Origin of the sequence: Moorena sp. SIOASIH (genome assembly GCF_010671925.1) — a bacterium.
GTDB lineage: Bacteria > Cyanobacteriota > Cyanobacteriia > Cyanobacteriales > Coleofasciculaceae > Moorena.
On sequence record NZ_JAAHIH010000002.1, the window covers coordinates 36,049 to 50,760 of the forward strand.

Annotated in this window: 12 protein-coding genes, 1 other RNA gene and 1 pseudogene; 11 read left to right on the forward strand and 3 right to left on the reverse strand. The window is 43.4% G+C overall.

Features of this window, described 5'->3' with window-relative positions:
- Positions 1-125 precede the first annotated feature (125 nt).
- The 4 genes from F6J90_RS07775 (at position 126) to F6J90_RS07790 (ending at position 4,447) form a co-directional block, all read left to right on the forward strand.
- Positions 126-1,844 carry an ABC transporter permease subunit gene (locus F6J90_RS07775; RefSeq protein WP_293091908.1) on the forward strand — a complete coding sequence of 573 codons (1,719 nt, stop codon included), beginning with the start codon at positions 126-128 and terminating at the stop codon, positions 1,842-1,844.
- Between the two features lie 570 nt (positions 1,845-2,414).
- Entirely contained in the window at positions 2,415-3,878 is a 1,464-nt protein-coding gene (locus tag F6J90_RS07780) for a transposase (RefSeq protein ID WP_293047451.1), read from the forward strand.
- A 52-nt stretch (positions 3,879-3,930) separates the two neighbouring features.
- On the forward strand, positions 3,931-4,191 hold the full coding sequence (locus F6J90_RS07785; protein WP_293091909.1) for a hypothetical protein: 261 nt from the start codon (positions 3,931-3,933) through the stop codon (positions 4,189-4,191).
- 79 nt (positions 4,192-4,270) lie between these two features.
- Positions 4,271-4,447, forward strand: coding sequence for an HNH endonuclease signature motif containing protein (locus tag F6J90_RS07790; protein WP_293091910.1), 177 nt, complete (start codon positions 4,271-4,273; stop codon positions 4,445-4,447).
- Positions 4,448-4,701: 254 nt separating this feature from the next.
- Here the strand turns inward: F6J90_RS07790 and F6J90_RS07795 are convergent, their stop codons facing one another.
- Positions 4,702-5,916 (reverse strand): transposase, encoded by a 1,215-nt coding sequence (locus F6J90_RS07795; protein WP_293091911.1) that lies wholly within the window; start codon positions 5,914-5,916, stop codon positions 4,702-4,704.
- Positions 5,917-6,238: 322 nt separating this feature from the next.
- Between F6J90_RS07795 and ilvB the strand changes: the two genes are divergently transcribed.
- The 6 genes from ilvB to F6J90_RS07825 all read left to right on the forward strand — a co-directional run bounded on the left by ilvB (position 6,239) and on the right by F6J90_RS07825 (position 11,571).
- Positions 6,239-8,098 carry a biosynthetic-type acetolactate synthase large subunit gene (gene ilvB / locus F6J90_RS07800; protein ID WP_293091912.1) on the forward strand — a complete coding sequence of 620 codons (1,860 nt, stop codon included), beginning with the start codon at positions 6,239-6,241 and terminating at the stop codon, positions 8,096-8,098.
- An 845-nt stretch (positions 8,099-8,943) separates the two neighbouring features.
- Complete coding sequence (locus F6J90_RS07805) at positions 8,944-9,396, forward strand: hypothetical protein (RefSeq protein ID WP_293091913.1); 453 nt, start codon at positions 8,944-8,946, stop codon at positions 9,394-9,396.
- Between the two features lie 55 nt (positions 9,397-9,451).
- An RNA gene (gene ffs, locus F6J90_RS07810) (signal recognition particle sRNA small type) lies at positions 9,452-9,548 on the forward strand.
- A gap of 309 nt (positions 9,549-9,857) precedes the next feature.
- Positions 9,858-9,986: a MerR family DNA-binding transcriptional regulator gene (locus F6J90_RS07815; protein ID WP_293091914.1), complete on the forward strand. Its 129-nt coding sequence runs from the start codon at positions 9,858-9,860 to the stop codon at positions 9,984-9,986.
- Between the two features lie 69 nt (positions 9,987-10,055).
- Complete coding sequence (locus tag F6J90_RS07820) at positions 10,056-10,379, forward strand: recombinase family protein (RefSeq protein WP_293094758.1); 324 nt, start codon at positions 10,056-10,058, stop codon at positions 10,377-10,379.
- A gap of 97 nt (positions 10,380-10,476) precedes the next feature.
- On the forward strand, positions 10,477-11,571 hold the full coding sequence (locus tag F6J90_RS07825; RefSeq protein ID WP_366513753.1) for a transposase: 1,095 nt from the start codon (positions 10,477-10,479) through the stop codon (positions 11,569-11,571).
- Here the strand turns inward: F6J90_RS07825 and F6J90_RS07830 are convergent.
- The gene (locus tag F6J90_RS07830) at positions 11,568-12,263 is read right to left on the reverse strand and encodes a hypothetical protein (RefSeq protein WP_293091915.1); all 696 of its coding nucleotides are present in this window, start codon (positions 12,261-12,263) and stop codon (positions 11,568-11,570) included. The two genes, F6J90_RS07825 and F6J90_RS07830, sit on opposite strands and share 4 nt — an antisense overlap.
- A gap of 659 nt (positions 12,264-12,922) precedes the next feature.
- Here F6J90_RS07830 and F6J90_RS07835 point away from each other — a divergent pair.
- Positions 12,923-14,258: pseudogene (locus F6J90_RS07835) on the forward strand (transposase).
- On the opposite strand, the gene F6J90_RS07840 reads toward F6J90_RS07835, so the two are convergent.
- Complete coding sequence (locus F6J90_RS07840; protein WP_293091916.1) at positions 14,240-14,602, reverse strand: hypothetical protein; 363 nt, start codon at positions 14,600-14,602, stop codon at positions 14,240-14,242. The pseudogene F6J90_RS07835 and the gene F6J90_RS07840 sit on opposite strands and share 19 nt — an antisense overlap.
- Between the last annotated feature and the right edge of the window lie 110 nt (positions 14,603-14,712).

Genomic DNA, 14,712 nt, shown 5'->3' on the forward strand with positions numbered 1-14,712 from the left:
TAAGTGCAGGTTTGAGCAGGTTAAATGTAATGGTGTACTTGACCCATTAAGAATTAAATTCGCCACGGGTCGCACCTGTTGCACAAGTTTCTGAACAAGGAGACTACAAGGAGACTAATAGCAATATGGCACTTAATAATTTAGTTAACCAACTTGGGGAATTGAATCCCCAGGTGTTTCGAGAAGTCAAAGGCCGTTTCAAACAGCGCAATGTCCTGATTACAGTGGCAATATCCTTGGTTAGTCAGTTGATGCTGCTGATCGGTTTTGCAACTCAGCTACCAGTAGCTGATGGTGATCGTACCATTTACAATCGATATTGCACTGGTGTCAAGTACGATTATCAGATTCCTTGCCTACCAGATGGCTTGGGAGGTTTTGAGATTAACTGGCCTCTTTGGTGGCAAGATGTATTTGTCTGGCTGAGTATTATCGGTATTTTCAGCTTGTTAGTGGTTGGCACCTATATGCTAATCAGTGACCTCTCCAAAGAAGAAAGTCGTGGCACCCTCAACTTTCTGCGCCTGACACCTCAGTCAAGCCGGAGTATCCTAGGTGGCAAACTACTGGGGGTACCAGCATTGCTTTATCTAGCAGTTGGTTTCGCCCTACCATTGCATTTTTGTGCAGCTATTGCTGGTCAAATCCATTTGATTGAGCTTTTAGGATTTTACACCGTTCTCGCTACCAGTTGCCTATTTTGCTATAGTATGGCGCTACTATTTGGCTTAGTTGGCAGATCTCTAGGAGGTTTCCAAGCTTGGTTAGGTTCTGGTGCTGTACTCATCTTCTTGTGGATCACGACCATGGTGATTCATGACAGTGGTGTCAGCAATTACCCAACTGACTGGCTAACTTTATTTAATCCCACCATTGTCTTACCATACCTGATTGATTCTAATTCCTTTGATGCGGGTAGGATTCATACTTATCACCGTAGTTTCCAAGATTTGCGCTGGTTTGGTATCCATATCGGTGCCAGTTTCTGGAGTATGGCTGGTTTTGTTGTCCTCAACTACGGTGTTGGGAGCTACTGGTTTGGGCAAGGGCTAAATCGTTGCTTCCATAACCCTAAAGCTACCCTGATTAACAAGCAACAGAGTTACTGGCTGACCGCTAGCTTGCAAGCAGTGATTTTAGGATTTGCCCTCAACCCTCAAGTCAAGAACTGGGGTGGTTATACCCATGGCTTGGAAGAGAATTCAGAGATGCTGCTGGTGTTCAACCTGGTGCTGTTTTTAGCTCTGATTGCTGCCTTGAGTCCCCATCGACAAACCTTACAAGATTGGGCGCGTTACCGACATCAGGATCGGACTTTCCGCAAAAAAGGAGGGCTGATAGCTGACTTAATCTGGGGTGACAAAAGTCCCGCTGTGGTGGCAGTGGCAATAAATTGTGCGATCGCATCTGCAATGTTGCTGCCCTGGATATTACTTTGGCCTGCCAATGAGTACAAGATACCTGCCCTGTTCGCACTGTTGCTCAATAGCAGTATTATCATGATTTACGCCACAGTTGCTCAGTTGATGCTGTTGATGAAAACACAGAAGCGAGCCGCTGGTGCAGTGATAACAGTAGGAGGATTGATTCTCTTACCGCCCATCCTGTTCTCGATTGGGTCGATGCATCCCTATGAAACTCCTGCTTTATGGCTATTTTCCGCATTTCATTGGACTAGTTTGCAGCATGCTACTGCAACTAGTGTTTTCTTGGCCATCATTGCTCAGTCCCTAGCCCTAACGTTATTGAACGTACAGCTAGGACGACAATTGCGACAAGCAGGAGAATCCACAACTAAAGCGTTGCTGTCTGGAAAAACCCAATTACCTGTCACTGCTGATTAAGTTTTTTAGTCTCCCTAAGGGTCGTTTGGGTCCTTAGGTCGCGCGTCGATCAACTTTCCTACCTTGATCGGCGTTTTTCTGCTAATTATCGCGAAACATTTGAACAAAACATCTAGCTTGGAGTGTTTAGCGTTATCCCAATGCTTCGCTCCTATTTTTTTATAATTAAATTAGCGCTAAAATCGACGAACAACCAATGGGAAATCTTAAAGTCGAAGCTCAGCTCTCCTACCAAAACATCCTGAAACGTGAGAGCCCTGTGTCTAATGACCGGGGGTGAAACGGAGAGACGGGGTTTACCCCCTTAAAGTGTTCCTTTAGTCTTTATTCATTTCAGATCTAATCATATTTTCTACGAACTCCCCAACGCTGGTATCTGGATCCTTAGCTGATAATTGAAGCCACTTCCACGCAGCCCCAGTCAGCCAAACTGTAGGTTTTTTTTAAGTTCATTATGATGTACGGGAAACCCCCGCATTCTTTTCTTAGTTTTTCGTTTATTTGTTGTTGACATATCTATAATCGGCGTCTATACTAGATATAGTATAAAAAAAATTGAGTAGGCAACAAGTGTACAAGACTGTCCCAGTTAAAGCTAACTTTTCAGATGAAGAGGAAGTATTCTGGGAATTTCAGTGTCAACAAGCAAATAATCTGTTTAATTCTGCTGTTTACTACTCAAGACAAAAGCATTATGACTGGTTAAGACAGCAACCAGAAGCTTATACAACATATTGGAGAGATGATTTACTGCGACAAGGCTGGAAAACTTATAAATGCAGTATCAAGTATGCTGAACTTTGCAGGGAGTTAAAGGAAAGTCCTAACTATAAGGCAATGGCCGCTCAGTCAGCACAACAGACTCTCAAGACAGTGGCTGAGTCAATCACAAGCTATAACCAATTGGTGGGTTTGTACTACAAGGGTCAAGTTGATAAACCAAGACTTCTTAGGTACAGAAAGAAAGGTGGTCTAGCCGCTGTTAGTTTTCCAAGACAAGCTCTTAATTACAAGAATGGATTATTTTATCCGTCAATAAGTAAAGAGAGTAAACCTGAGTTGCTCACTGAAATCACTTTGGAGGCTCCCGAGTTTATAGATCCAGACTGGGTAAAAGAAGTAACAATTCGGCCATGTTATGGACAGCTATGGATTGACTGGGTTATTGAGGATGGTAAGCAGCCAGTCAAAAACAATCCCAACCTAGATTACTCTCAGGCTTGGAGTTTCGATCATGGTGGAACTAATTGGTTGACCGGAGTTTCAACTAAAGGTAAAAGCCTGATAATTGATGGTCGCAAGCTCAAGTCCATGAACCAGGGATACGCCAGGTTAGTATCAAAGCACAAAACAGGAAAGCCTGATTTTTACTGGGATACAAACCTTGATAGAGTTCAACGGAAGCGTAATAATCAAATGCGGGATAGCATCAATAAAGCAGCTAGATTTATTATTAATCGCTGTCTTACTGATGGAATCGGCAATATAGTAATTGGTTGGAATGAAAGACATAAAAATGGCTCAATAATGGGGAAACGGGGTAACCAAAACTTTGTGGTTATACCCACAAAAAGATTAATCAACAGACTCGAACAACTATGCCCTGAGTACGGCATAAAATTAACGGTAACAGAGGAATCTTATACTAGCAAAGCGTCTTTATTGGATGAGGATTCATTACCTAAACACGGTGAAAAACCCAGTGGATGGAAACCTTCCGGCAAAAGAGTAAGGCGTGGTTTGTACAAGTCTTCTAAAGGATACCTGGTGAATGCTGATTGTAATGGTGCTGGAAACATTGCCAGGAAAGTAGCTGTACAGTTAGGTCTTGATCTAACCAAGGCAGGTAGGGGAGCTTTGACACTCCCACATCGATATGATATTTTTAATTCTCTTAAAAAATCATATCGAACAAGAAGCGTTCGCGTAGCGTCGGCGAAAGCCGATAGTGGCACGGGAAAACCGCTGCCACGTAGCAACATTGTAGAATCCCCCGTGCTTCAGCCGGGGGAGATGTCAAGAGCAGTTACTTAGAGCTGTTGAACAACTGAGTTTATCTGAACTGGAGAACGTTGGAGCATACATCATGTCCCTCCAGGCACAACGCAAAGCCCCCAGCCTTTCTTCAGATCAGGCTAGGTTGCTAATAACTATTAATCAAGGTTTACCACCAGACCTTCAAAACCGCTACGATGAACTGATTGAAAAACGAAGAATGGAGATGCTGACACCTGAGCAGTATAGGGAACTTTTGGGTTTAAGTGATCAAGTGGAAACCATCGAAGCTAAACGTGTCGAAGCCATGGCAGAATTAGCTCGTTTGCGCCAAATATCCTTAAGCACATAGGTGCGCTTTCCGTAGGCGAATTAAATTCGCCACGGGTCGCACCTCCTGATGGCAGATTTGGATATTCATCTCCCTGGCAATGTCTGATAAATCAATTAAAGCAAAACATAGACAAACAGTTGAATCACGAGCTCAAGGATGTTGTGAATATTGCCGGATCCAAGCTCGCTTTGCCACCCAATCTTTTTCGATCGAACATATCCAACCTCTAAGTCGAGGGGGAAAATCTGAACTCGATAACTTAGCCCTAGCCTGAGGTGCGAAAAATAATTAGATTTTGCCAAAATATTTAAAATCTTATTGGTTTAATTTGGGACTTTATTCATCATTACAATTAGTCCTTACTTATTTAACACTACAAAAAAAATAATAAGATAAATTAGATTATAAATTTTTCCTAAAGCATAACTAGTTAGAGTTACCACTGGCATACAGTCATAGACTGATTTATCTATTTTATGCTTCTAGCTGATAACTAGACCCAGAGTGCTCAAATTGACACTCCTCGTCCTATAAGAACGAGGATTCTTGCTTCAAAGGGATTCCTATGAATTTACCCTCAGCAAGCATCTTGACCGTGTGTCCCACGGCTGCAAGTCCACGTATAGTGACTACTTGGGCAGCTGCCACATCTCTATCGGTTGTGTAGCCGCAATTTCCACAAACATGGGTACGTTCAGCTAAAGTCTTTTTGCCAGTCTCAGTTAAGCAATTTGGACAAATCTGACTTGTTTTACGTGCATCTACTTTCTGGAAATAGACGCCACGATGGACGCAAGTTTGTTCTAATATGCCCAAAAATTGACCAAAGCCAGCGTCTAGACAATGCTTTCCTAACATTCCACGGGACAAACCTACCAAGTTTAAGTCTTCTACAAATATCATCCCTGCATTGTCACAAAGTTGGTGAGAAAGCTTTCTGTGCCAATCCTTGCGACAATTAGCAATGTACTCATGTAGTTTGGCTACTTTATTTTGCGCTTTTTGTCGATTCTTTGAGCCAAAAGGTTTTCTAGAAACACGCTTCTGCAGCCATCTCAGCTTGCGTTCGGCATCACCAAAAAACTTTGGGCGCTTGACTAAAAGACCATTAGAAGTAGCTACAAAACTGGTTAATCCTAAATCAATTCCTAATGGTTCACCATGGGGCATTGGCGATGGAATATCAGCATTCCATTGAATCGTCAACATCACATACCAACCAGAAACCCTTTTAACTATGCGGGCTTGCTTGATTACTCCATCTTCGGGAATATTCCGTGATTGGCGAAACCTTACCCAACCGATAACAGGAAGTTTAACCATACCAGGCTGAAGTCTATTCCCTTTCATTTGCGGAAAGACAAAAGACCTCATTCTTCCTTTTTTTTTAAACCGTGGAAACCCCGTATTACGCTCCCACAAAAGCGTGAAAGCAGTCTCAACCCTTTTGAGAGTTTGCTGCAATACCTGAGATTGAACCTTTTTTAAATTAGGGTTTTTCTTCTTTGCAGCTGTTAAGGACTTACATTGACTTCCATAGGTAGGACGGGTGGCATCCGCAGAAATGATGTAGCAACTACGAAGGCTACAGGAGTTTAATTGACAACTACGAGACTTGTACCAGTCTTTACGCTCAGCTAAAGCATAATTATAGACCCTACGAGTTACTTCTAGCCACTCGTCAAATATTTGGGATTGTTGCTTGGTGGGTTTGAGTTTGAACTCGTAGGTAAGATTAAACATCGTCTTTCCTCCTTGTCCACTATCATAACGCTTTAATTATCTAACGTCAAACCGAAAGATAAAAGCTCTCCTAAAAGGACGGGGCTTTAAACCCAAACTTTTTGGTAAAAATCCTGCCAAGTTGTCTGGACACTTCCATATATTGAGAGTAAAATAAAACACAAAAGGCATACTGTAGTAAAATTAAAAGTTATTCTAAAATTCTGCTCAGCTATTATCAGCAATCTAACACCATTAACAGCATAGGTGTTCTTGACCTTGGCGAATTTAATTCGCCACGGGTCGCACCGAAGGACCTGATCTACCACTAGAGGTGATAAGCGTGCAATCCCAAGTAATCTCAACAACCCCAGGCTCATCAACTACCCCCACTCGCCGCACAGGAGCATTTGCTCTAATGGATAGTCTCCACCGTCACGGTGTGACCCATATCTTCGGCTATCCCGGTGGAGCAATTCTACCCATATATGATGAACTATACCACTGGGAAGCTGCTGGTAAAATACAGCACATTCTAGTCCGACACGAGCAAGGAGCATCCCACGCTGCTGATGGTTATGCCCGTGCTACTGGCAAAGTCGGTATTTGTTTTGCTACATCTGGTCCGGGAGCCACTAACCTAGTTACTGGTATAGCTACCGCTCACATGGACTCAATTCCCCTAATCTGTGTAACTGGTCAAGTCGCCCGTGCTGCTATTGGTTCTGATGCGTTCCAGGAAACCGACATCTTTGGGATTACCCTGCCCGTTGTCAAACACTCCTATGTGGTGCGTAACCCTGCTGATATGGCGCAGATTGTTGCCGAAGCCTTCCACATCGCTAGCACCGGACGTCCTGGGCCAGTCCTGATTGACGTACCCAAAGACGTGGGTTTAGAGGAATGTGACTATGTACCGGTGGAAGCTAATCAACTCAAGTTGGTGGGCTATCGTCCAACAGTGAAGGGCAATCCCCGCCAAATTAACCAAGCCCTCAATTTAATTCGGCAAGCACGACGACCTCTGCTTTACGTTGGTGGTGGAACCATTGCTGCTGGTGCCCATGATGAACTGCGCCAACTAGCAGAAATCTTCCAAATTCCGGTAACTACCACGTTGATGGGTAAGGGAGCATTTGATGAATCCCATCCCCTATCGGTAAAAATGCTGGGGATGCATGGCACTGCTTATGCTAACTTTGCCGTTAGTGAGTGTGACTTACTGATTGCTGTAGGGACAAGGTTTGATGACCGGGTGACCGGGAAACTGGATCAGTTTGCCTGTCACGCTCAAGTGATTCACATCGACATTGATCCGGCTGAGGTGGGGAAAAACCGCTCTCCCCAAGTACCGATTGTAGGGGATGTGCGCCGGGTTTTGCAAGATATGTTGCGCCGTTACCAGGAAATGAGTATCTCAGCAGAACCTAATCAAACCCAGGAGTGGCTAGCACGGATTAACCGTTGGCGTCAGGAATATCCCTTGCAGGTGCCTGAATACCCCGATAGTCTATCTCCCCAAGAAGTGATTGTAGAGGTAGGGCGTCAAGCACCAAAGGCTTACTACACCACGGATGTCGGTCAACATCAGATGTGGGCAGCACAATTTCTTAATAATGGACCGCGCCAGTGGATTTCCAGTGGGGGATTGGGAACTATGGGCTATGGAATGCCAGCAGCCATGGGAGTCCAGGTAGCATTCCGAGATCAGCAAGTGATTTGTATTGCCGGTGATGCCAGTATTCAGATGAATATCCAGGAACTGGGTACCCTGGCTCAATATGGCATCAATGTTAAGACCGTGATTATTAACAACGGTTGGCAGGGAATGGTACGCCAGTGGCAAGAAGCGTTCTATGGGCAGCGTTATTCCTCTTCAAATATGGAAGTCGGGATGCCGGATTTTGTGCAACTGGCTCAGGCTTACGGGGTTAAGGGCATGATAGTTACCAGTCGGGATGAACTACAGGATGCGATCGCACAAATGCTAGCCTACGATGGTCCTGTGTTGTTAGATGTTCATGTAACCAAAGACGAGAATTGTTACCCAATGGTAGCCCCTGGTAAGAGTAATGCCCAAATGATCGGTTTACCAGAAAAACCATTACTCAAGAACCCTACGGAACTAATTTATTGCAGTAACTGTGGTGCCAAGAATGTAGCAAGTAACAATTTTTGTCCTGAGTGCGGCACCAAGCTTTAATATTGTGTACCTAAGGATTTGACATTGCGGATTAATGGTATGATTTAGGGTAATGGGTAATAGATAATAGTAATGGATAATTGGTAATTCACTATTGGCTAACTCCCCAAGTCTAATTCATATCATTCCTTAGTTCAGCAAAGCTTATCATTGCTCCTTTAAACTTACTTACTTCGCTCACCAGCGGAGTATTTTTTTTGGTAAGTATCGTCAGTTTAATAGTACTTATTGCTCAGTTATCAGCTATCAGCGTGTTGCGTATCAGCTATCAGCTTATGCATAGCGTGACCCAAGGCCAAGGCCAACGACTAACCGCTAACCACTGACAGTTGTTCGCGCAGCGTGGGCATAGCGCATATGCTTACCTAATGACTAATAGCTAATTCTTAATTACCTGCCAGATTGGTAATCCTTGATGGTAATCATACATAAATTAGACATTCGTATACGTTATCCCATACATTAGTCTCCGATAATCATAACATAAGCCACCTAGAGGAGCTATTCAGTAATCAAGATTCTAGTGATAACTGTTAATAGTGAATCCTATTGACTACCCAAGAATCTGCTACTCGTTTGAAAAGGCTGTGTGTGCATCTACATTGGTGATTTTGGATTGGCACAATAAGCACTAATCAACCCTGAGTGAGACTAAGATTAATAGATTGGTATTCTAGAAGGCTTTTTAAGCCTGCAACATAGGATTGTTCGAGCCATCGGTAATCGTACTCCAATTATCAATTACCAAAAGGTTAAATTTAGTGCTTGCAGGCATTGCTAAGAAGTGGTCTAACTAAAAATCACTCTCTATTCAACATTAATTCAAACGCTTATTGCTATTGTATATGATTAATACTAAGATAGTTCGGAATGGTCTAGCTCTCCTAGCTAGTAGCTTATTATTCACACCCAGTTCTGGTTTGGCTAGCTCTCCTCGTCAGGGCCAAGTTGAAAATAAATTAATCGCAGCAGCACAGTATTTAAGAGACCGCGATTATATGCCAACTCATCGACCGGTAGTAAATAGACTTTCCCGGAACCAAATCGATGCATTTACCCTGGACCTAGAAGCTGGTAAATCTTATACCTTAGTAAGTTTTTGTGATGATGCTTGTCTCGATATTGACCTAGGTCTGTATGATAACAATGGCCAAACCGTTGACTATGATACTGACTATGGTCAATATCCGATTGTTCAAGTTACCCCTCGCGGCAGTGGGAAATTTATGGTTAAAGTCGGTATGCCCCACTGTGTGAGCTCTTCATGCTATTACGGGGTGGGGATATTCGCGAAATAGATCAAGACTTAGATCTTCCTTGCCATTTTGCCAAATTGATGCTATTATAATAGGTGGCTCGGATCGACGCGATCGCAACGCCCAAACCTTGTCAGGACCGGAAGGTAGCAGCAATACGGGATGCTTACGATAGGCGTGGACTCCGGGTCATCCTCGTAGCCACAATACCTAGCCATAACACAATAGACATCCCTCCAGTTATCAGTAACTTCAGATCTAGTTACTTCGGGCGGGCGGCGTAACTTCAGACAAGGGAAGAAAAATTGGCGGAAACAGTAGTGAAAGAAAACACTACTAAAAAGCGATACATCCCTGTTTACTACTGATCCGAAGTTTCCAGTGATGTGTTAGCTTCCCCCATCAATCATCACCCTATAGTTAGCCTAATTTGAGGCTTGTGACAGTTAACAAAAATGTCCCACAACCTAACACTACCTACAAATATGTGTTAGATTTAACTCATGGCACTTATACCAATCCGTAAGGCGGTCGAACTTACGGGGCTATCAAGGAATACGTTAAGAAAGTACGCAGATAATGGCACCCTCAGATGCGAAAGGAATCCAGGAGGAACTAGACTATTTCATTGAGAAGATGTACTCAGGTTCGGAACAAGACATTCAAAACCTGATCAACTTCGTGAACGGAGTAGCAGGACGATCTGCTACTGCCGAGTCAGTACCAACAAACAAAGAGACGATCTCGACAGACTTCTCGCCTATCTCCATTCCCTCTTCCCCGACGCCGAAGTTATCTTTGATATCGGGTCAGGTCTCAACTACAAAAGGAAAGGGCTTAGAGCCATATTGGAGCGAATTGTCCTTGGAGATAAGCTCACGATTGTTGTTGCCTGTAGAGACAGACTTACCCGATTTGGGTTTGAACTCATTGAATACTTGGTCGGTCTCAACGGTGGAAAAATCCTGGTTCTCAGCCAACCTGAAAGCTGTCCGGAATCCGAACTTACCGCAGATCTTCTCTGAATCATTCACGTCTTCTCCTGCCGGGTTCACGGACTCCGGAACTACGGCAAGAAAATCAAAGAAGATTCGACTGTTCCTAAAACCTGACCAGCGATCTATGATTCGCAAATGGTTTGGAGTGTCCCGTTACGTATTCAATGAAACCGTCAAAATACTCCAAAGTGGCGAAGTAAAAGCCAACTGGAAAGCAATAAAAACTGAAATACTCAATAACCTCCCCGAGTGGTGCAAGGAAGTACCTTATCAGATTAAATCGATAGCGATAAAGGACGCTTGCACTGCCGTCATGGAAGCTAAGAAAAAGTACAAAAAAACATCACAAATTAATCGGGTAAGATTTAGATCCAGGAAGAACCCTATCCAGTCTTGTTATATTCCTAAGTCAGCCGTTTCTGAATTAGGAATATATCATACTAAACTGGGTAAACTGACTTATGCTGAAGGTTTACCTGATGACATTTGTGATTGCCGACTAACTAGTAACAATGGAGATTGCTATCTAGTAGTCCCTCACAAAGTGACTATATCCCCCGTCGAAAACCAAGGCAGAGTAGTCGCTTTAGACCCTGGGGTCAGAACTTTCGTTACTTTTTTCAGTGAGACATCCGTAGGGAAAATTGGGCACGGAGATTTTTCTCGTATTCAACGACTGTGTCAGTATTTAGATAATTTGCTGTCTAAAATCAGTAAAGCTAAACGCGGGGAAAAGCGTCGGATGAGAAAAGCTGCTAGACGAATGGTTATCAAGATTCAGAATCTAATAAATGAGCTTCATCATAAGACAGCTAGGTTCTTAGTTGATAATTTCGATGTGATTCTACTTCCTACCTTTGAAACATCTCAGATGTCTAGGAAAGGAAATAGAAAAATTATATCTAAAACTGTTCGTAACATGCTCACTTTCGCTCACTATCGTTTCAAGGAATTCTTGAAGCATAAAGCTCAAGAAACTGGAAAAGTTGTGGTAGATGTCTGCGAAGCTTACACCAGCAAGACAGTTAGCTGGACAGGTGAGTTAATTAACATCGGTGGCAGCAAGACTATTAGATCAAAAGTTGATGGCAAAGTCATGGACAGAGACATCAACGGCGCTCGTGGGATATTTCTACGAGCTTTGGGAGATACCCCCTGGCTGCGAGAGCAGCTTGCATTAGTGAGCCAGGATTTGCCTTTGGTAGATTCTGGTAGCTAAAAAGTATCGGTAAGCTCGATAATTTCAGTATCTGAAATCAATTCACCATTATGAACTAAATCCTGATGATTGTTGGAATTTAAGGTAACGGTGATTTCGTTTCTACCAGGTTCAAGCTTGCCAATATAGTACCAATTGCTGTAAATCCTGGTAATTTTTTTGCCATTGATGAATAGATGGCCATGTCCTTCTCCTGGTTGATGGGCTTTGCTAGCATTCTTGGGAGAAAATTGGAAGTTAGAAACCTTTATTTCCAAATTCCATCCCGTCATGGGATCTGGATACACCACTAGGTCAACATTTGGAACAGGTTGACCAGAAGGAATTTCCATTGTGCCATGATGATGACCCATACCTTCACCATGGTGACTACTGCTGCCGACTTTGTGATTATGGTGATTATGCTCCATGTCTTTACTATGGTTATTACCGGTTTCGGTTTTATGACCATGAACCTGAGCATGGGTCTGTTCAGAATCTAGATCTTCATGGCTAGCCATTCCACAACCACTACCTAGTAAGCTAATAGTTAGCAAACTGGCAGATGCTAATCTTAAAATAGTTCTAAGTGCTGAAAATAGTCCTAAGTGCTGAGGGGTGAGTAGGATTTCTTTGGGTCGGTAACTTAATAAGGTCTTGCTCATCCGATCGACAGTTGTTGTTTTAACGATGGACTTTGATAAATTGCCCATGGTAGTGTATAACATGTCATTTAAAATATCAAAAGACAAGCTGTCAAACCTGGTAATTAGTTAGCAAAGCATATGCGCTACGCGCACGCTGCTTGAGGTGCCGTCAGCGTTCAGCGGTCAGATTAAAATAAACCCGGGAGAATTTAATATTGATAGATTAATGAGAGGTGAAAGTATGGATAAAAGTCCTTGACCTATGGCCAAGCTACACCGAACAGATTTGTGGCACAGGCTTCTATTTGTGGCACAGGCTTCTAGCCTGTGACATTAACGAATGCTTAGCTCTTTATTCAAAAGCTGATACGCGATACGCTAATAGCTGATAGCTAATAGTTGATAGCTGATACGCGACACGCTGATAGCTGATAGCTTACAAAGAATCAACGATGCTGAAAGCCCCGTGTCTTTAGACCGGGTCAGAAGTTACCCTAATCAGAGGGTCGCCAAAATAGTTGGCAGGCTATGCAGATAAGGATTAAAACTTATTGATTAAGGCGACCCTCTGATTAGGTTTCGTCTCCGGGATGAAAGCGAGATGGTGGCTTGACGCGCCGTGAAGAAAATATCTGAGAGTAATCCGGATTTTGTCGCCGGGTGTGGTACTATAAAACAGTAACGGAAAAGGTCGATATCCGTTCGCGGAGCGTGACCTTAGGTCAATGATCATAATTGAGTTCAAAGCCTACGGCAAAAAGCACCAATACCAAGCCATTGATGAGGCTATTCGGACGGTTAGATTTATCCGCAATAGCTGCATCAGGCTATGGATGGACAACAAAGGAACTGGAAAGTATGACCTTAGCAAATACTGCAAGGTCTTGGCTAAAAAATTCCCATTTGCTAATGAACTGAACTCTACTGCCCGTCAAGCTGCTGCGGAGAGGGCATGGTCATCAATCGCCCGTTTCTACGACAATTGCCAGAAAAAAATACCTGGCAAAAAAGGCTTTCCTAAGTTCCAGAAGCACTGTCGATCAGTTGAGTACAAACAGTCCGGTTGGAAGTTTTCCCCTGATAAAAAGTCGATTACGTTTAGTGACAAGAAGGGAATTGGAAAGCTCAAGCTCAAAGGTACTTGGGACTTGTGGCGATTCGACAAAAAACAAATCAAAAGGGTTCGGATAGTTCGACGAGCTGACGGGTACTACCTCCAGTTCTGTGTTTCAGTTGATGTCAACGTTCGCGTTCGCGCAGCGTCGGCTTTGCCGAAAGCGTGGCCTACGGCCTTAGAATTAAAGCCAACTGGAAAAACCGTAGGACTGGATGTAGGACTGAAGGATTTCTATACAGATTCCGACGGCAATACACAACCCAACCCTCGGTTTTATAGAACGGGTGAAAAGCGTTTAAAGTTTTATCAACGTCGGGTTTCCCGAAAAAAGAAAGGCTCTGCTAACCGTCGAAAAGCAATTAACAAACTAGGTAGAGAACACCTTAGAATAAGTAGGCAACGTGAAGAACACGCCAAGAGACTGGCGCGTTGCGTAATCCAATCTAACGATTTGGTGGCCTACGTTCGCGCAGCGTGCCGTAAGGCAAGATTTAAGGGTAAGGAATTTAGTTAAAAACCACTGTCTCGCCAAGTCTATTAATGATGCAGGTTGGTATCAGTTTAGGAAATGGATGGAGCATTTTGGAACTAAGTTTGGCCGGGTAACTGTTGCAGTCAACCCAGCCTATACAAGCCAAAACTGCTCTGAGTGTGGCGAGGTCGTGAAAAAGTCTCTATCAACTAGGACTCACGCCTGTAAGTGTGGCTGTCAGTTAGACCGTGATGTTCCTTCGGAACCGCTTCGCGAACACAATGCTGCCATCAACATACTGGAAAAAGCCTTGAGTACTGTGGGGCACACAGGAACTTGGATTTTAAATCCGAACGCTTGCGGAGAATCGACCTCTACTTTTCCTGACTCCGGTCTGGTTGAGCAAGTTGGCTCGTTGAAGCAAGAATCCCCGCGTCTAATGACCGGGGAGTGTCACCAACCTACTTCTTGAGCTACTCCATACAATTCCTCTAAATGTCGGCAAAATTCACTGTAGGTTCCAATTTGCCGTGCGTCTAATCCAGTTAAATCTAAATTTTCTTCAGTACTTTTCTGTTGGAGGTCTACTCCTTCCTGCTTGTTCCGCATATTTAATCGGTAAGCATTTTGGTCTGGATAAATTTCAAAAATTATCTCGATCGCATCTTCATAGGTTTCTAAGGAAAGGGTGAGATCGAAGGGCTTCCCAGGTAAAATCAAGCTGATGCTGTCATAGCCTGTTGCTTCTTCGGTGTAAAAAACTTGTGATTCTGACATGGTGATAATTATTTGAGTCCAGGCAGGAAAGCTAGTCATTTTTCTTCTCCTTTAGATAGTGATAGTAGGTAGTAATAGCAATGCCCCTGGGATTAACCTGAAACTAGCATCGAACGCACTGAACACACCGATGCTACTGTTGAGCAATA

What these genes read in the sequence shown, in the direction of transcription:
- F6J90_RS07790 (WP_293091910.1), top strand. Translation starts at nt 4,271, where the DNA reads ATGTCTGATAAATCAATTAAAGCAAAACATAGACAAACAGTTGAATCA.
- F6J90_RS07815 (WP_293091914.1), top strand. Translation starts at nt 9,858, where the DNA reads ATGGCACTTATACCAATCCGTAAGGCGGTCGAACTTACGGGGCTATCA.
- F6J90_RS07785 (WP_293091909.1), top strand. Translation starts at nt 3,931, where the DNA reads ATGTCCCTCCAGGCACAACGCAAAGCCCCCAGCCTTTCTTCAGATCAG.
- F6J90_RS07805 (WP_293091913.1), top strand. Translation starts at nt 8,944, where the DNA reads ATGATTAATACTAAGATAGTTCGGAATGGTCTAGCTCTCCTAGCTAGT.
- F6J90_RS07840 (WP_293091916.1), bottom strand. Translation starts at nt 14,602, where the DNA reads ATGACTAGCTTTCCTGCCTGGACTCAAATAATTATCACCATGTCAGAA.
- F6J90_RS07795 (WP_293091911.1), bottom strand. Translation starts at nt 5,916, where the DNA reads ATGTTTAATCTTACCTACGAGTTCAAACTCAAACCCACCAAGCAACAA.
- F6J90_RS07830 (WP_293091915.1), bottom strand. Translation starts at nt 12,263, where the DNA reads ATGGGCAATTTATCAAAGTCCATCGTTAAAACAACAACTGTCGATCGG.
- F6J90_RS07775 (WP_293091908.1), top strand. Translation starts at nt 126, where the DNA reads ATGGCACTTAATAATTTAGTTAACCAACTTGGGGAATTGAATCCCCAG.
- F6J90_RS07825 (WP_366513753.1), top strand. Translation starts at nt 10,477, where the DNA reads ATGATTCGCAAATGGTTTGGAGTGTCCCGTTACGTATTCAATGAAACC.